Origin of the sequence: Streptomyces glaucescens (assembly GCF_002154375.1) — a bacterium.
Lineage (GTDB): Bacteria > Actinomycetota > Actinomycetes > Streptomycetales > Streptomycetaceae > Streptomyces > Streptomyces glaucescens.
The window spans coordinates 1-17,097 of record NZ_MUND01000145.1; the positions used below are offsets into that span (position 1 = coordinate 1).

Below are 17,097 nucleotides of genomic sequence, written 5' to 3' on the forward strand. Positions count from 1 at the left end.
GGAGACCGCCTCTGACCTGGGGGTTTTCGGGTCCTGCTCAGACCGACACCTTTCCTTTGACGGGCCATGTTCGGCCGGTTCACTGCGCACGGAACCCTTCCACGCAGGTGGGCCTCTAGGGGGTGTCGTCAAACTCCCGTCTGCCCCGCGACGCCCGGCACGTACTCTCGCCGCACCGGACGAAAGCCCGAGTACGCCCAGTACGCGGACTTCCGCCCGGCGCGCCGAGAGCACGCACCGGACGCCGCAGGGCCGTCCTGCGGACGACGACGGGAGTTTGACGACACCCCCTAGGGCCTCTGGGCTGGCGGTTTGCCTTTCGGGGTGGGGAGTGCGTATGGTGGCAGATCGTTTGATCCCATTTGCCCGGCGCCAACACAGAGCGCGCCGTGTGGCGCGTACTCTCCTTTGCCGTGGCGGACCGCATCGAGGCGGTCGTGTGCGAATCACGGAGTTGACGGGCGCGTGCCGATGAGACTCCGGAAGGTTTCGCAGACGTATGTCCATCACCAGTTCTGACCATGCCGTCATGCCCGAGAACGAGATCGAGAACGAGGCCGTGACCGAGGTCACCGCCGAGTCCGTCGAATCCGTCGAGGACACCACCCCCGAGGTCACCTTCGCGGACCTCGGTCTCCCCGAGGGCGTCGTGCGCAAGCTCGCGCAGAACGGCGTGACCACCCCCTTCCCGATCCAGGCCGCGACCATCCCGGACGCCCTGGCCGGCAAGGACATCCTCGGCCGTGGCCGCACCGGCTCCGGCAAGACCCTCTCCTTCGGTCTGCCGACCCTGACCCGGCTGGCCGGCGGGCGCACCGAGAAGAAGCGGCCCCGCGCCGTCATCCTCACCCCGACCCGCGAGCTGGCCATGCAGGTCGCCGACGCCCTCCAGCCGTACGGTGACGTACTCGGCCTGAAGATGAAGGTCGTCTGCGGCGGTACGTCCATGGGCAACCAGATCTACGCCCTGGAGCGCGGCGTCGACGTCCTCGTCGCCACCCCGGGCCGGCTGCGCGACATCATCAACCGCGGCGCCTGCTCCCTCGAGGACGTCCAGGTCTCCGTCCTCGACGAGGCCGACCAGATGTCCGACCTGGGCTTCCTGCCCGAGGTCACCGAGCTGCTCGACCAGGTGCCGGCCGGCGGCCAGCGCATGCTCTTCTCCGCCACGATGGAGAACGAGATCAAGACGCTCGTCGACCGCTACCTGAACGAGCCCGTCCTGCACGAGGTCGACGCGGCGCAGGGCGCGGTGACGACCATGTCGCACCACATCCTGATCGTGAAGCCCAAGGACAAGGCGCCGGTCACCGCCGCGATCGCCTCCCGCAAGGGCCGCACCATCATCTTCGTCCGCACCCAGCTGGGCGCCGACCGCGTCGCCGAGCAGCTGCGCGACGCCGGGGCCAAGGCCGAGGCGCTGCACGGCGGCATGACCCAGGGCGCGCGCACGCGCACCCTGGCGGACTTCAAGGACGGGTACGTCAACGTGCTCGTCGCGACCGACGTCGCCGCGCGCGGCATCCACGTCGACGGCATCGACCTGGTGCTGAACGTCGACCCCGCCGGCGACCACAAGGACTACCTGCACCGGGCCGGCCGTACCGCCCGCGCGGGCCGCACCGGCACGGTCGTCTCCCTGGCCCTGCCGCACCAGCGGCGCCAGATCTTCCGCCTGATGGAGGACGCGGGCGTCGACGCCTCGCGCCACATCATCCAGGGCGGCGGCGCCTTCGAGCCCGAGGTCGCCGAGATCACCGGTGCCCGGTCCATGACCGAGGTCCAGGCGGAGTCCGCCGGGCACGCCGCCCAGCAGGCCGAGCGCGAGGTCGCCCAGCTCACCAAGCAGCTGGAGCGCGCCCAGCGCCGGGCCGCCGAGCTGCGCGAGGAGGCGGACCGCCTCGTCGCCCGCATGGCGCGCGAGCGGGGCGAGGACCCGGAGACCGCGGTGGCCGAGGCCAACGAGCCGGCCGAGGCCCCGGTGGCCGAGCCGGCCGAGGCCCGCGTGGACGCCGTGGCCGTGCCGGAGCAGCCGGCCGCGCAGGACGTGGACCGCACGGAGCGCGCCGAGCGCCGTGACGGTGACCGTGGTGGCTTCCGCCGTGACGACCGCCGTGACGACCGTCGCCCGTTCGACCGCGACCGTGACCGTGACCGTGGTGGCCGTTCGTTCGAGCGCCGTGACGGCGAGCGGGGCGGCTTCCGCCGGGACGACCGGCGCGACGACCGTCGTGACGGTGACCGTGGTGGCTTCCGCCGTGACGACCGCCGTGACGACCGTCGCCCGTTCGACCGCGACCGTAGCGGCTTCGAGCGCCGTGACGACCGTGGTGGCCGTTCGTTCGAGCGCCGTGACGGCGAGCGGGGCGGCTTCCGCCGGGACGACCGGCGCGACGACCGTCGTGACGGTGACCGTGGTGGCTTCCGCCGTGACGACCGCCGTGACGACCGTCGCCCGTTCGACCGCGACCGTAGCGGCTTCGAGCGCCGTGACGACCGTGGTGGCCGTCCCTTCGAGCGCCGTGACGGCGAGCGTGGCGGCTTCCGCCGCGACGACCGCACCGGTCACCGTGGCAGCGACCGCCCGTTCAACCGCGACCGCCAGGGCGACCGCCCCGGCTTCCGCTCCGGCGGCCACGAGCGTCCCTACGGCCGCCGTGACGACCACCGCAGCGGCGGCTCCTTCGGCCGCCGCGAGGACAAGCCGCGCTGGAAGCGCAACGGCTGACACGCAGCACCGCAGCTGAGCAACTGAGGGCCCGTACGACTCCGGTCGTACGGGCCCTTCGTTCATCTCCGTCGAAGTCGGCCTGTGACGCATGTCACGCCCTCGGTGAGGGAATCGCTGGGGGCATGACACACAACCCCGGTGCGGGTGGGCTGTCGGACGAAGAGCGGCTGGCCCAGCTCGGCTATACGCAGGTTCTCGCTCGCCGTATGTCGGCGTTCTCCAACTACGCGGTCTCCTTCACGATCATCTCCGTCCTGTCGGGCTGCCTGACGCTCTACCTGTTCGGGATGAACACCGGCGGCCCCGCGGTGATCACCTGGGGCTGGGTGGCCGTAGGTCTGATGACACTGTTCGTCGGGCTGGCGATGGCGGAGATCTGTTCGGCGTATCCCACCTCGGCGGGGCTGTACTTCTGGGCGCACCGGCTGGCCCCGGCGCGCAGCGCGGCGGCCTGGGCCTGGTTCACGGGGTGGTTCAACGTGCTGGGCCAGGTGGCGGTGACCGCCGGGATCGACTTCGGGGCGGCGTCGTTCCTCGGGGCGTATCTGAACCTGGAGTTCGGCTGGGAGGTCACCCCCGGGCGGACGATCCTGCTGTTCGCGGCGATCCTGCTGCTGCACGGCCTGCTGAACACCTTCGGCGTCCGGGTCGTCGCGCTGCTGAACAGCGTGAGCGTGTGGTGGCATGTGCTGGGCGTGGCGGTGATCGTCGGCGCCCTGGCCCTGGTGCCGGACCGTCACCAGCCGGCGTCCTTCGTCTTCGGCGAGTTCGTGAACAACACCGGGTGGGGCAGCGGGGCGTACGTGGTGCTGCTGGGGCTGCTGATGGCCCAGTACACCTTCACCGGCTACGACGCCTCCGCGCACATGACCGAGGAGACGCACGACGCGTCGACGGCCGGGCCGAAGGGGATCGTCCGGTCGATCTGGACCTCGTGGATCGCCGGATTCGTGCTCCTGCTCGGCTTCACCTTCGCCATCCAGTCCTACGAGGGCGCCCTCACCTCGCCGACCGGCGCCCCGCCCGCGCAGATCCTGCTCGACGCGCTGGGCGTGACGGCCGGGAAGCTGCTGCTGCTCGTGGTGATCGGGGCACAGCTGTTCTGCGGGATGGCGTCGGTCACCGCCAACAGCCGCATGATCTACGCCTTCTCCCGCGACGGCGCGCTGCCCTTCTCCCGCGTGTGGTACACGGTCAGCCCGCGCACCCGCACGCCCGTGGCGGCGGTCTGGCTGGCGGCGGGCGGGGCCCTGGCCCTCGGACTGCCGTACCTGATCAACGTCACGGCCTACGCGGCGGTGACCTCGATCGCCGTCATCGGGCTCTACATCGCCTACGTCATCCCCACCCTGCTCCGGCTGCGCAGGGGCGAGGCCTTCGAACGCGGGCCCTGGCACCTCGGCCGCTGGTCCCGGGCCATCGGCGTGGTGGCGGTCGGCTGGGTCGGTGTGATCACCGTCCTGTTCATGCTGCCGCAGGTGTCGCCGGTCACCTGGGAGACCTTCAACTACGCACCGGTCGCCGTGCTGGTGGTGCTGGGCTTCGCCGCGAGCTGGTGGCTGGCCTCGGCACGCCACTGGTTCCTGCGGGCGGAGCGGGACCGGGCGGTGGTTCCGGAAACCGCCGATTCGTAGAATCCGCGCCGGTTCTGCCCCCGCCACGCACCACCCGGCCACGCCGTGTCCCCGATACCCGATCGGAGACACGGCCCGATCCGGCTATGCTCGGGGTGGCGAGCAACGCCTGGGCCCTTAGCTCAATTGGCAGAGCAGTGGACTTTTAATCCATTGGTTGTGGGTTCGAGTCCCACAGGGCCTACCGGAACGCCCCCGGCTCAGACCTCACTTGAGCCGGGGGCGTGCGCGTCTCCGCCCCGTCAGGGCAGCAGATGGCGGTTCGGGGCCTGCGCCGTCCCCGCGTGCTCCGGGAGGACCACCACGTCCGCTCCCGCCGCCGTCAGGGCCCCCGCTCCGTCCGCCCCGGCCACGAACGTGTCCGGCTCCCGCCACGCCGTCACGACCCTGCGCACGCCCGCGTCCAGGATCAGACGGGCGCAGGGGCGGGGCCGGGAGGCGCGGTGGGTGCAGGGCTCCAGGCTGGAGTAGACGGTGGCGCCGGACAGGCGCGGGTCCGCGGGGTCGATCTTCGCCAGCGCCGCCTCCTCCGCGTGGACGACCGGGTCGCCGCCCTCCCGGGAGTGACCGCGGGCCAGTTCCGTGCCGTCGGCGGCGACCACCACCGCGCCGACGCTGAAGGCGGAGGAGGACGGGGGGCACTGCGCCGCCAGCTCGCAGGCGAGGGCCAGCCAGTGGTGGTCGGCCGCGGACGGGACGGAGCCCGTGCCGGGGGCCGTCGGCTCGTAGCGCATCAGGACCACGTCGCCCACCGGGCGGGTCTCCACCAGGCGGAGGCGGCCCGGCTGGTAGCGGCCGGGGCCGAAGAGGCGCGGGGCGTCCGGGGCGCCGACGAAGAGGGGGGCCAGGGCGAGCTGGAGTTCGTCGGCCAGGCCCTGCTGGAGCAGCTGGGTGTGGACCTGGCCGCCGCCCTCGACCATGAGCCGCCGTACGCCCCGTACGTCGTGCAGGTCCGCCAGGACCGTGCGCCAGTCCCAGTCGCCGGGCAGGGGGACCACCTCCGCCGTGTCCGCGATGCCGGCCGCGCGCAGGCGATCGGCGCCCGCCGGGGTGGTGTAGACGATCTTCTCCCCGCCGGTGTGCCAGAACTGGGCCCCGGGGTCCAGTTCGCCGGTTCCGCTGACCGTGACCTTCAGGGGGTACTCCGGTTTCCCGGCCGCCGTGCGGGCCGCGCGGCGCTCGGGGGAGTTCACCAGGAGCCGGGGGTTGTCGGTGCGGATCGTGCCGGCGCCGACGAGGATCGCGTCGACGGACGCCCGGACCTCGTCGACCCGGTCGAAGTCGGCGGCGCCGGAGAGGAGGAGGCGCTCGGGGCCGGTGTCGTCCAGGTATCCGTCGAGGGAGACGGCGGCGGAGAGCAGGACGTACGGACAGGGCATCGGCACACCGATCTGGGGGGCGGCGGGGACATGGCGGGACGCTGGTGGGGCTTCCGCGCCGACCTCCTTATTACTTCATCCCGGCCGCCGGGAGACCGTGGCGCGGAGCGCCCCGAACATGGCGTACACTTGAGTCAACGACGCGGGGTGGAGCAGCTCGGTAGCTCGCTGGGCTCATAACCCAGAGGTCGCAGGTTCAAATCCTGTCCCCGCTACTGAAGGCTCAGGGCCGGAATCCATGACAACGGATTCCGGCCCTGAGTGTTTCCCGGGCCGTCACGGCCGGTGACCGGTCGAACCCCCTCCGCATAACATCTGAGTCACCGTCAAAAACGGGGACGCTGCTGACGTGGTGCTGATGAGGGGTCAACTCGCCCGCTTTTCACCACCCGTGGGGCCTACATCCCCCCATGAGACCGTAATGATCAAGCTGAACGGCTTGGAAATCACCCCTCGGTTCTATTAACGTCCGATAACGCAGCGCGGTCGTCCCAGCCGTCACAAGAGGCGGCTCCGTGCGCACGCGCCGAATCCCGTGAGGGAACCGGGGAACCACCACTTTGGGGTGAATCGCGCGTAAGGAGTCGTGTCCGCACGGCTGGTTTACGCGCGTAGGAGACCTTCCTGCTCCGAACCCGTCAGCTAACCCGGTAGGCGAGAAGGAAGGAAAGGAGTACGCCCACGTGGCGTCCAACCGGCCTGCCCCAGGGGCCCCGTACGTGCCCGGCCAGCGCACCGAAGACCCCGCCGACACCTTTGTCTACGGCGGTCAGCGCACCGACGAGGGCCCGTGGGAGGAATGGAACCCCACCGCGGAATCCATTCGCCCCGTACGCGGCCGGCACCGCGTCGCCAAGCAGCGCGGCGGACTCGCCCGCAGCTCCACCGTGCTCGGCGTCGGAGTCATAGCCGCCGTCGGCGCGGGCGGCATGGCCACCGCGCAGACCGGCAAGCCGCCGGTCTCCATCTCCATGCCCGACCTGCCGAACGTCGGCTCGCTCATCTCCGACGACACCGAGGCGGAGGCGACCGAGACCGCCGCCGCCCCGCTGAGCGGCATCGGCGTCACCGCCGTGGAGACCGAGCAGGGCACCGCCGACGCCGGCGAGGCGCTGCGCGCCCGCATCATGGCGCAGGCCGAGCAGCAGCAGGACCAGGCCGAGGCCAAGGCCGCCGCCAAGGCGCTGGCCGCCGCCGAGAAGGCCGCCGCGGAGGCCGCCGCCAAGGCGGAGAAGGAGGCCGAGGCCAAGGCCGCCGCCGAGAAGAAGAAGGCGGAGGAGGAGGCCCGCAAGAAGGCCGAGGCCGAGCGGCTGGCCGAGCTGGCCAGGCAGTACACGCTGCCGACCTCCTCGTACACCATCACCTCGCAGTTCGGCCAGGCCGGTTCCATGTGGTCCTCCGGCTACCACACGGGCGCCGACTTCGCCGCGCCCACCGGCACCCTCATCAAGGCGGTGCACTCCGGCACCATCACCGAGGCCGGCTGGGGCGGCGCCTACGGCTACAAGACCGTCCTCACCCTGGACGACGGCACCGAGATCCTCTACGCCCACCAGTCGTCGATCAACGTCAGCGTCGGCCAGAAGGTCAGCACCGGGGACGTCATCGGGCGCGTGGGCGCGACCGGCAACGTGACCGGGCCGCACCTGCACCTGGAGGTCAAGACGCCCGGGGGCGGCGGCGTCGACCCGCTGGCCTGGCTGCGCGACAAGGGCCTCACTCCCTGACCTCGCCGAGCCCCGGCGGTCCTGACGGCACACCCCCCGCCGTCAGGGCTGCCGGTCCGCGGAATATCCGGTTCCCCGTGCCGCGTTGACACCGGGCATGACGTCTCTGCGCAAGCTCGGCTCCTCCGATCTCGAGGTCTTCCCGCTCTCCCTCGGCGGCAACGTCTTCGGCTGGACCGCCGACCAGGACCAGTCGTTCGCCGTCCTCGACGCCTACACCGCCGCGGGCGGCAACTTCGTCGACACCGCCGACTCCTACTCCGCCTGGGCCGACGGCAACTCCGGCGGCGAGTCCGAGACCATCATCGGCGCCTGGCTGAAGGCCCGGGGCAACCGGGACGACGTGGTCCTCGCGACCAAGGTCAGCCAGCACCCCGAGTACCCGGGTCTGAGCGCCGCGAACATCAAGGCCGCCGCCGACGCCTCCCTGCGCCGCCTCGGCACCGACCGCATCGACCTCTACTACACCCACTTCGACAAGCCCGAGGTGCCGGTCGAGGAGATCATCGGCGCGCTCGACGAGCTGGTCAGGGCGGGCAAGGTGCGCCACATCGCCGCCTCCAACATCTCGCCCGAACGGCTGCGGGCCTCGCTGGAGTTCTCCGACCGGGAGGGGCTGGCGCGGTACGTCGCGCTCCAGCCGCACTACAACCTGGTCTCCCGGGACACGTACGAGGGCGAACTCCAGGACGTGGCCGCGCGGGCCGGTCTCGCCGCGGTGCCCTACTTCGCGCTGGCCTCCGGCTTCCTGACCGGCAAGTACCGCCCGGGTGCGGCCGTGGACAGCGCCCGGGCGGCCGGGGCCGGCAAGCACCTCGACAGCGAGCGCGGCCGGCGGGTGCTCGACGCGCTCGACGCCGTCGCCGCCGCGCACGGCGTGCCCGTCGCCACCGTCGCCCTGGCCTGGCTCGCCGCGCAGCCGACGGTGGCCGCGCCGATCGCCTCCGCGCGCACGCCCGACCAGCTTCCGGCACTGCTGGGCGTCGCCGAACTGCGGCTGACGGAGGAGGAGCTGGCGCGGCTGGGCGAGGCCTCGGCCTGACGCCAAGCAGGGCGCGCGCGGGCGCGGCCCGGGGGCGTCAGGTCCGGTACGGGTTGTAGGCCGGGTACGGCGCCGGGTGCGCGGCGAACGGCGACGGCTGCGCGGGATACGGCATCCGGTGCGCGGGATACGGCGACCGGTGCGCGGGGTGCGGCACCGCCGGGCCATGGGCCGGCCACGGCATCATCACCGGCACCACAGGCGCCGTCACCCGGGCGGCGTACTCCAGGGCCGGGCGGGCCGCCTCCCGGCGGCGCCACAGCTCGTGCAGCAGCTCCCGTTCCCGGGCGAGGAAGTCCGTGCCCGCCCGGCCGAGCCGTCCCCGGTGCCGGAGGAACGCCAGCGACGTCGCGTACGCCTCGTACTCGCCGACCGCGCGGGAGGCCGCTCTGCCGAGATGGTGCCCGGCGTACTCGCGGGCCAGCCGGCGGGCCCGCATCGAGCCGAGCGCGAAGGGCTCCGCCGGGCCGAGCCAGCCCGCGGCCACGTACGGGGGCAGCTCCTCGCGGACGGTGCGCAGCTCCCGCTGCCGCGTCCAGATCACCAGCCAGGTCAGGATCCCGAACGCGGGCACCATGAAGGCGCCGTAGACCGCGAAGAACCCGTACTCGCCGAAGGTCGCCGAGCCGTTCCAGAAGGCGTGCATGCCCATCGCGAGCAGCAGCCCCGACAGCGGCAGCAGCACCCGGCGCAGCCGCCGGCGGTCCCCGGACAGGGCGGCGATGCCGAAGCCGATGCCGGTGAGGACGGTGAACAGGGGGTGCGCGAACGGGGACATCACGACGCGCACGAAGAAGGTGGCGGCGGTGACGGAGGCGATGCCGCTGTCGCCGTGCATCTGGTCGGTGCCGAAGGCGGTGCCGAGGTAGAGGATGTTCTCGGTGAACGCGAACCCGGTCGCGGTCACCCCGGCTATCACCACGCCGTCGACGATGCCGGTGAAGTCCCGTCTGCGGAACAGGAAGAGCAGCAGGATCGCCGCGGCCTTCGCGGACTCCTCCACGACCGGGGCTATCACCGTCGCGCCGAGGGTGTCCGCGCTCGCCGGGTCGGCGGTGGCCGTCGCTATCCAGCGCGTCGCGAAACTGTTGGCGACGATCGCGATCAGCGCCGCGGCGCAGGCGCCCCACGCGAACGCGAACAGCAGGTTCCGCCAGGGGCCCGGCTCCACCCGGTCCAGCCAGCGGAACGCGGCTATGAGCAGTGGGACGGGCAGGACCGCGAGGCCCAGTCCGACCAGGAAGCCCTCGGTGCCGGTCTCCTCGCGGACCAGCGCCAGGATGACGAGCCCGGAGAGGGCGAGCAGGGTGATGAGCGCGCCGTAGCGCACCCAGGGGCGTCGCCACCAGTGAGCGGGCCGGGCCGCCCCGGGAGCGGGAAAGCCGGGAGGCGTGGGATACGGGGGACTGCTGGCCACGGCATGGACCCTAACGAGGGACGGAGCCGCCCGCGGTGGATCAGGCGTCGGCGGGGGGCTGAGCTGACGTTGTGTGTGGTACGCGGCGGAAGAGCAGGTCGTTCACGACATGACCCTTGTCCAGTCCCTGGCCCTCGAAACGGGTCAGCGGACGGAACTCGGGGCGGGGCGCGAAACCCCCGTCGGCCTGGGTGTTCACGAAGTCCGGGTGCGCGGTGAGGACCTCGAGCATCTGCTCCGCGTACGGCTCCCAGTCGGTGGCGCAGTGCAGGATCGCGCCGGGCCGCAGCCGGGTCGCGGCGAGGCTCAGGAACTCCGGCTGGATGAGGCGCCGCTTGTGGTGGCGCTTCTTCGGCCAGGGGTCCGGGAAGAACACCCGCAGACCGCCCAGCGCGTCCGGGGCCAGCATCTCGCGGAGCAGGATGATGGCGTCGCCGTTGCCGACCCGGATGTTGGTCAGTCCGCCCCGGTCGGCGAGGTTCAGCAGGTTTCCCTGGCCGGGGGTGTGCACGTCGACCGCGAGGATGTTGGTGCCGGGGTCGGCGGCGGCCATCTGGGCGGTGGCCTCGCCCATGCCGAAGCCGATCTCCAGGACGACGGGGTTGTCATTGCCGAACAGCTCGCCGAGGTCGATCACCCGGCCGCCGTCGATGTCGAACCCCCACTTCGGCCACAGCCGCTTCAGCGCGTCCGCCTGCCCCGCGGTCACCCGGCTCCGCCGCGGCTGAAAACTCCGGATCCGCCGCTCGAAGTGCGACCCGGCGGGATCGGCCTGCGGCCCCTCGGGAAACCGGGGCGCGCCCTTGGGACGGCCGGGGTGGCGGGAGGCGGAGGAGTTCAGGGAGTCAGACACAGTGGATCCGAGTTTACGGGCTGCTGCGCGGCTTGCACCGCTCCCTCCCTTCACCCGCCCGCCAGGACGTCCAGCACCCTCCGAGCCACCTCCCGCCCGATGGGCAGCGACGCCGTCGCCGCCGGGGACGGCGCGTTCAGCACATGCACCGCCCGGGCCCCCTCGCGGATCAGGAAGTCGTCCACCAGCGTCCCGTCCCGCAGCACCGCCTGCGCCCGTACCCCGGCGGCCGCCGGCTCCAGGTCCTCCTCGGTCACCGCGGGCAGCAGTCTTCGTACGGCCTCGGTGAACGCCCCCTTGGACACCGACCGCCGCAGCTCCCCCGCCCCGTAGCGCCAGTGCCGCCGCGCCAGCTGCCAGGCGCCGGGCCAGCTCAGGGTGCGGCCCAGCTCGCCGGGCCGGACGATGCCCCAGCCGTACCCCTCGCGGGCCAGTGCGGGCACCGCGTTGGGTCCGATGTGGACGCTGCCGTCGATGCCCCGGGTGAGGTGGACGCCGAGGAAGGGGAAGGCCGGGTCGGGGACGGGATAGACCAGCCCGTTGACCAGCTCGGGCCGCCGCAGGTCGTAGTACTCACCGCGGAAGGGGACGATCCGCATCCCGGGGTCGTCGCCGGTCAGCCGCGCGACCTCGTCGCAGTACAGCCCGGCACAGTTCACCAGCATCCGGGCCCGCACGACCGCCCCGTCGGCCGTCTCCACGGCCACGCCCAGCTCGGGGCGGCGGTCCACCCGTACGACCCGGGCCCCGTACCGGATCTCCGCGCCGGAGGCGGCGGCCAGGCGGCGGGCGACGCCCACGTAGTCGCAGATGCCGGTGGTGCCGACGTGTATGGCGGCCAGGCCCCGCACCTGCGGCTCGTACTCGGAGATCTGGGCCGCGCCCAGCTCGCGCACCGGAATGCCGTTCTCCCGGCCGCGCTGCACCAGGGCGTGCAGGCGGGGCAGCTCGTCCCGGTCGGTGGCGACGATCAGCTTGCCGGTGACGGCGTGCGCGATGTCGTACTCGGCGCAGAACTTGACCAGCTCGGCGGCGCCGCGGACCGCGTACCGCGCCTTGAGGGAGCCGGGGCGGTAGTAGATGCCGCTGTGGATGACGCCGCTGTTGCGGCCGGTCTGGTGGCGGGCCGGGCCCGGTTCCTTCTCCAGCACCATGACCTGCGTGCCCGGCGCCCGGCGCGTGATCGCGTACGCCGTCGACAGGCCGACGATCCCGCCGCCGATCACCAGCACGTCACAGTCGTAGGCGATCTTCCGCACCTGCTCCACCTCCCGGTTCCGATAGTGCACTGCGCCACTGACAATGCCCTCAAACCCGGGAGGCGGCCGTCGTCGGGCCCGGAGTGTCCCGGGATCGTCCCGGGGTCACGCGAGGATCATGCCGGGGTCGCGCAGGGATCACGCCGGGGCCATGAGCAGCGGGCGGGCCCGCTCGCGCAGCTCCACGACGCGCGGCTCGTCGCCGTACGGCTCCAGGCGGTGCAGCAGGTCCCTCACGTACTCCGTGGTCCGCGCGGACGATATCCGGCCGGCGACCTCCACCGCGCGGACGCCCTGCGCGCAGGCCGCGTCCAGATTGCCGGACTCCAGTTCGGCGACCGCGCCGACGAGCAGCCGCAGTCCGTGCGAACGGACGAACTCCTCGGTGGGCTGCGAGAGGGCCTGCTCGGTGAAGCGGCGGACCTGGCGGGGTGCCTTCAGGTCGCGGTAGCACTCGGCCGCGTCGGCGGCGAAGCGGTCGTAGGAGTAGAAGGCGAGCCAGGACGGGTCGTGGTCGCCGGGGCGGGCGCGCTCCAGCCAGCTCTCGGCCGCCTTCAGGGCCGCACCGGCCGCCTGGGCGTCTCCCGCGCGCGCGTGGGCCCGTGCCTCGACCAGCCGGAAGAAGCTCATGGTGCGGGCCGTGGCCAGGCCCCGGTTGCGTTCCAGGGCGGCCTGGGCGAGGTCCACGCCCTCGTCGCCGAAGCCCCGGTAGGTGGCCTGCAGCGACATCGACGCCAGGACATAGCCCCCCAGGGGGACGTCCGCCGCCGCGCGGGCCAGGCGCAGGGCCTGGATGTAGTAGCGCTGGGCGGCCTCCTGCTGACCGGTGTCGAAGGCCATCCAGCCCGCGAGGCGGGTGAGTTCGGCGCTGGCCCCGAACAGGGCGCGTCCGACCTCGTCGGAGTAGGAGCCCAGCAGGAGCGGGGCGGCCTCGACGCGCAGGCACTCGGGGACCATGGACGAACGCCAGTCGCCGCCGCCGTACTTGGAGTCCCAGCGCCGGGCGTCCTCGGCGGCCTCGCGCAGCTTCCGCACATCGCTGTGGCCGACTTTGATCGGTGCGCCGGAGCCCTCCGCGGGGCTCGCCTCGCGCGCCACCGAGCTGTCGGCCGGGGTTATCAGCCACCGTGAGGCGGGCGTCGCGTAGGCGCTCACCGCGAACGAGCCGGCGAGGGACTGCCAGATGCCGCCGGAGCCGGCGCGGCGCCCGGCGAGGTCGAGGCGGTACAGCTCGGTCGCGGACTTCACCGCCTGGCCGACGTCCCGGGGGAAGGCGAGGCCGACCTCGGGCGCGGGGTCCGCGTCCGCCAGGCCGATCTCGTGCAGCGGCACCGGTCGGCCCAGCTTCTGGCCGATGGCCGCCGCGATGAGGTGCGGTGCGGCACCCTGCGGGACCATGCCCTTGGACACCCAGCGGGCCACCGACGTCTTGTCGTACCGGAGCGTCAACCCGCGCTGCGCGCCCAGGTCGTTGACGCGTCGTGCGAGTCCCGCGTTGCTGATTCCCGCGAGGGCGAGAACGGCGCCGAGTTTTTCGTTCGGCCCGCGTTGCTCCCTGGACATGCGCCACCCCTCGACACAGACGGCTGCCGTACTGGCATAACCACGCGGCATTCGTAAACCCAGCGTAGTTCGCCGCATCCCAAGCGTTAAGGGGCATTGTTCCGGATGGCGGGATTGTGGTCCGTACGGGAGCACGGGCCCTTTACGCACCGTTGCGGCGTGCTCCCGTTGTGTGGCCGTGCGCCTGTGTGTGCGCTCTTCTCCGGCCATGCCGGGAGCGGTTCCATGGCTTCTGCGTGGGTCGGCCCGCTGTACTGCCAGTGGGCTGGGGGACACCGCCGCCTCACATCCCCGCGGGCGGCGGTCCGGCCCGGGGGGCGAGTCCCGTTTCCCGGGCCGTGCGCCCGTTCGGTGATGCGCAGAGCCTGTACGGAGCGTGCGCGGCGCGGGCGGCGGGAGCATCTCGTGGTCTTGGAATGGCCGAAAGTCGCCCCCGTGGTCGAGCCGTGATCTCCCCGGCGACCATGTGATTTGAGGGCGCGTTGGGGGTTTTCAGGGGGCGTATCGGGGGCGCATTCGCGTCGACGTGGTTTCGCAATCTCCGTATCCAGGGCGGGCGTTGAGGTCGGCGGGCCTTTGCCCGGGGCGCATGCCAGGGCGCGTGGGGCGCATTCACGGGGTCATCAGCGGCTCCGCCGACGTTCCCCGGCGCGTCCTTCGTGGCAGCATGGTGACCGGTTCCTGCGGTGCACTGGTTGTCCACAGCTTGTGGAGGCGTCGATGCGGTGGTTGGTGGGGTGGAGCAGCACCGCCGCGGGCGCCGCCCGCATCGGCACGGCGGGCGCCACCGGATACGACGGCGAGACCCTCCACCCGGTCGGCAGCCAGCTCCTGTGGGGCGACCCCGACCCGCTGTGGGCGGTCGGCGACTGGCGCCCCGACGAGGTGCGCGTGGTCACCGCCGACCCGCAGACCCGGATCGCCGTCCTCGGCACCTGCGGCGCCAGCGACGAACAACTGCGGGTCGGGCTCTTCGCGGCGCGCGGCGGCGCACTGCGGCATCTGACCGCCTGGCCGGGCAGCTACACGGCCGTCGTCCAGGTCGGGCGCCGCGTCACCGTCTGCGGCGACCTCGCGGGCGCCCGTCCCGTCTTCCACGCCCCCTGGGCCGGCGGCACCGCCTACGCCACCGCCGCGCTCCCGCTCGCCGACCTCATCGAGGCCAACCTCGACTTCGGCCACCTCGCCGCGCTGCTGGCCGCCCCGGACGTCCCGGCCGCGGTGCACGAGTCCACCCCGTACGACGGCGTACGGCGCATCCCCCCGGGGCACGCGCTGATCCTTCGCGCCGGGGCGCGCGAGATCGCCGGGTACGAGCAGGTCGCCTCCCTGGCGGTGGCCGCGCCCCCCGCCGACCCCGGCCGCGCGGTGGACGCCGTACGCGACGCCCTGGTGGAAGCGGTACGGACCCGGCTCTCCGCACCACGGCACGTCCCCGGCTCCGGCATCGACCCCGGGCCCGTCCCCGGCATGGGCCCGGCGGAACGGCGCGCCGCGCGCGGGATGCCGGTTCCGGGCATCGGCGCCGACCTCTCCGGCGGCCCCGCCTCGGCGACCCTCGCCCTGCTCGCCGCGGGCCTGCCCGGGATGCCGGGCACCGTCCTCGGGCACGGCACCGGCGCCGGGGAACGGCTGCTCGCCGTCACCTTCAACGACCTGGCCGTCGGCGGCCGGGAGGCCGAACTGGAACGGGCCGGCGCGCTCGCCGCCGGGCCCCGGCTGCACCACGTCGTGGTCACCGGCGGCGAGGAGACCCTGCCGTACGCCGAACTGGACGGCCCGCTGACCGACGAGCCCAGCTCCTGCCTGGTGACCGCCGCCCGGCACCGTGCCCGGCTCGCCGCGGGCAGCGCCGACCACCTCACCGGCTACGGCGCCCGCCAGGTCCTCGACGCCCACCCCGCCCGGCTCGCCGACCTCCTGATGGACCGCCGGCGCCGGCACCTGGTGCGCCCGGTGGCCGCGCTGGCGAAGGCGGACGGCTCGGTACTGGTCCCCGCGCGCGTGTACGCCGCGGCCCGCCGCCTCGCCCGGACGCCCTACCGCGCGGGCGTCGAGAACCTCGCCGGACAGCTCATGGAGCGCTGCTTCGAGGAACCCGGAGGCGCCACCGGGGCGTCCCTCGCGGCGCTCACCTGGGCCAGACCCGGTCCCGCCGCGCGCTGGCTGACCGGGGAGGCACTCGCTGAAGTATCGGTTCGGCTCCAGACCGCGATCCAGCGGACCGCCGTCGGCCCCGACCGCCGCCCCGGCGACTTCCGCGCCCGCGCGGCCCTCGCCCGCACCGCCGCCGACGTCCGCGTCCTCGAGCAGGCCGCCGAGATCCGCTTCCAGCGCCTGCACACGCCCTTCCTGGACAACCAGGTCGTCCGCGCCTGCCGCGAGCTGCCCGAGGCGCTGCGGGTGCAGCCCGGGGCGCGCGCCGCGATCCTGCGCACCGTGCTGACCGGCGCCGGAGTCACCGAACTGCCACCCGGCTGGGGCGCCACCTCCCAGGCTCCTGCGGCCGCCGCCGCCCGCACCGGACTGCGCGTCGCGACCGACTCCCTGATGGGCCTCTTCGACACCCCGCTGCTGGCGCAGGCGGGCCTGGTCGAGGCCCGCGTCGTCCGCAAGGCGGTGCGCAGCGCCGCCGAGGGCGAGCCGCTGCCCCTGGACGGCCTCGCCGACCTGGTCTCCCTGGAACTCTGGCTCCGTCGCCTCCTCGCCCGCCGAGGCACCTGCTGGACCGGCACCCCCGCCCGCGCGCGTGCGGTCCCGGCGGGGATCGTCCCGCAGCGGGGGGCGCTGGGGGCGGGAGCCACGGTACGGCGGGCGTAGAGGGCCTTCCGCACGCGTGCGCCACTTGCGCGTCCAGGCCCGTGGCGGGGAGGGACTGCCACGGGGGTGCTGTCCCGCGGGGCGCGCTCTCCCAGGGGGCGTGCCTTCCTACGGCACGCAGGTCATCCCGCGGGGCGTGCTCACCCACGGACCGCGCTCTCCCGCAGGGCGCCCGCCCCGCCACCGTCACCCCGGCGACAATGACCCGGTGCGGTACAGAATCCTGGGGGTCAGCCAGGCGGAGGACGGGCAGGGCGGAGTCGTGTCCGTCGGGGGGCCACGCGTGCGTGCCCTGCTCGCCGCGCTTGCCGCGCGGGCCGGGCGGGTCACCGCTCCCGCGGACCTGATCGACGACGTCTGGGCGGACGACCCGCCGCAGGACGCCCAAGCCGCACTCCAGGCGCTGGTCGGGCGGCTGCGCCGCGCCGTCGGCAGGGAGGCCGTGGTCTCCGAGCCCGGCGGCTACCGGCTCGCCGCCGACCGGGACGACGTCGACCTGTTCGTCTTCGAACGGCTCGTCCGGCAGGGCATCGCCGCCCTGGACCGCGGCGAGCCGGCCGCCGCCGCCCGCGACCTGGCCGACGCCCTCGCCCTGTGGCGCGGCCCCGCCCTCGCCGACCTCCCGGACCGCACCGCCGCCGCCCGCCCGGAGGCGCTGCGGTCCGGGAGGTC

General features: G+C 73.4%; 11 protein-coding genes, 2 tRNA genes and 1 riboswitch. Of the genes, 8 read left to right on the forward strand and 5 right to left on the reverse strand.

All coding sequences use genetic code 11. The features are described 5' to 3' along the window. Positions 1 to 499 precede the first annotated feature (499 nt). The 3 genes from CCN42_RS10840 (at position 500) to CCN42_RS10850 (ending at position 4,549) form a co-directional block, all read left to right on the forward strand. A complete protein-coding gene (locus CCN42_RS10840) occupies positions 500 to 2,728 on the forward strand; it encodes a DEAD/DEAH box helicase (protein WP_086734934.1) in 2,229 nt (742 codons plus the stop codon). A 125-nt stretch (positions 2,729 to 2,853) separates the two neighbouring features. After that, complete coding sequence (locus CCN42_RS10845; protein WP_086734936.1) at positions 2,854 to 4,365, forward strand: amino acid permease; 1,512 nt, start codon at positions 2,854 to 2,856, stop codon at positions 4,363 to 4,365. A 111-nt stretch (positions 4,366 to 4,476) separates the two neighbouring features. After that, a tRNA-Lys gene (locus CCN42_RS10850) sits at positions 4,477 to 4,549 on the forward strand. A gap of 58 nt (positions 4,550 to 4,607) precedes the next feature. Here CCN42_RS10850 and CCN42_RS10855 read toward each other — a convergent pair. Then, entirely contained in the window at positions 4,608 to 5,744 is a 1,137-nt protein-coding gene (locus tag CCN42_RS10855) for a dihydrofolate reductase family protein (protein WP_086734938.1), read from the reverse strand. Between the two features lie 141 nt (positions 5,745 to 5,885). Here CCN42_RS10855 and CCN42_RS10860 point away from each other — a divergent pair. The 3 genes from CCN42_RS10860 to CCN42_RS10870 all read left to right on the forward strand — a co-directional run bounded on the left by CCN42_RS10860 (position 5,886) and on the right by CCN42_RS10870 (position 8,513). Then, positions 5,886 to 5,959 (forward strand) — tRNA-Met (locus tag CCN42_RS10860). A gap of 299 nt (positions 5,960 to 6,258) precedes the next feature. Next, a riboswitch (cyclic di-AMP (ydaO/yuaA leader) is annotated at positions 6,259 to 6,416 on the forward strand. Between the two features lie 11 nt (positions 6,417 to 6,427). Next, on the forward strand, positions 6,428 to 7,471 hold the full coding sequence (locus CCN42_RS10865) for a M23 family metallopeptidase (protein ID WP_086734940.1): 1,044 nt from the start codon (positions 6,428 to 6,430) through the stop codon (positions 7,469 to 7,471). A 97-nt stretch (positions 7,472 to 7,568) separates the two neighbouring features. After that, on the forward strand, positions 7,569 to 8,513 hold the full coding sequence (locus CCN42_RS10870) for an aldo/keto reductase (protein WP_086734942.1): 945 nt from the start codon (positions 7,569 to 7,571) through the stop codon (positions 8,511 to 8,513). Between the two features lie 37 nt (positions 8,514 to 8,550). Here CCN42_RS10870 and CCN42_RS10875 read toward each other — a convergent pair whose 3' ends face one another. From CCN42_RS10875 to CCN42_RS10890, 4 genes are all read right to left on the reverse strand, one after another. Continuing rightward, positions 8,551 to 9,930 (reverse strand): PrsW family intramembrane metalloprotease, encoded by a 1,380-nt coding sequence (locus CCN42_RS10875; protein ID WP_086734944.1) that lies wholly within the window; start codon positions 9,928 to 9,930, stop codon positions 8,551 to 8,553. 40 nt (positions 9,931 to 9,970) lie between these two features. Beyond that, positions 9,971 to 10,783 carry a tRNA (guanosine(46)-N7)-methyltransferase TrmB gene (gene trmB, locus CCN42_RS10880; protein WP_086734946.1) on the reverse strand — a complete coding sequence of 271 codons (813 nt, stop codon included), beginning with the start codon at positions 10,781 to 10,783 and terminating at the stop codon, positions 9,971 to 9,973. 50 nt (positions 10,784 to 10,833) lie between these two features. Beyond that, entirely contained in the window at positions 10,834 to 12,042 is a 1,209-nt protein-coding gene (gene lhgO / locus CCN42_RS10885; RefSeq protein WP_422641155.1) for an L-2-hydroxyglutarate oxidase, read from the reverse strand. 138 nt (positions 12,043 to 12,180) lie between these two features. After that, positions 12,181 to 13,605, reverse strand: a complete 1,425-nt coding sequence (locus CCN42_RS10890) for an NsdA family TPR-like regulatory protein (RefSeq protein ID WP_086734950.1) — start codon at positions 13,603 to 13,605, stop codon at positions 12,181 to 12,183. 720 nt (positions 13,606 to 14,325) lie between these two features. On the opposite strand from CCN42_RS10890, the gene CCN42_RS10895 reads away from it, so the two are divergent. Then, the gene (locus CCN42_RS10895) at positions 14,326 to 16,425 is read left to right on the forward strand and encodes an asparagine synthase-related protein (RefSeq protein WP_086734952.1); all 2,100 of its coding nucleotides are present in this window, start codon (positions 14,326 to 14,328) and stop codon (positions 16,423 to 16,425) included. 208 nt (positions 16,426 to 16,633) lie between these two features. Further along, positions 16,634 to 17,097: AfsR/SARP family transcriptional regulator (locus tag CCN42_RS10900; protein WP_211294674.1), on the forward strand; the 464-nt coding region annotated here is incomplete at its 3' end.

What these genes read in the sequence shown, in the direction of transcription:
- CCN42_RS10890 (WP_086734950.1), bottom strand. Translation starts at nt 13,605, where the DNA reads ATGTCCAGGGAGCAACGCGGGCCGAACGAAAAACTCGGCGCCGTTCTC.
- CCN42_RS10870 (WP_086734942.1), top strand. Translation starts at nt 7,569, where the DNA reads ATGACGTCTCTGCGCAAGCTCGGCTCCTCCGATCTCGAGGTCTTCCCG.
- CCN42_RS10845 (WP_086734936.1), top strand. Translation starts at nt 2,854, where the DNA reads ATGACACACAACCCCGGTGCGGGTGGGCTGTCGGACGAAGAGCGGCTG.
- CCN42_RS10840 (WP_086734934.1), top strand. Translation starts at nt 500, where the DNA reads ATGTCCATCACCAGTTCTGACCATGCCGTCATGCCCGAGAACGAGATC.
- CCN42_RS10855 (WP_086734938.1), bottom strand. Translation starts at nt 5,744, where the DNA reads ATGCCCTGTCCGTACGTCCTGCTCTCCGCCGCCGTCTCCCTCGACGGA.
- CCN42_RS10895 (WP_086734952.1), top strand. Translation starts at nt 14,326, where the DNA reads ATGCGGTGGTTGGTGGGGTGGAGCAGCACCGCCGCGGGCGCCGCCCGC.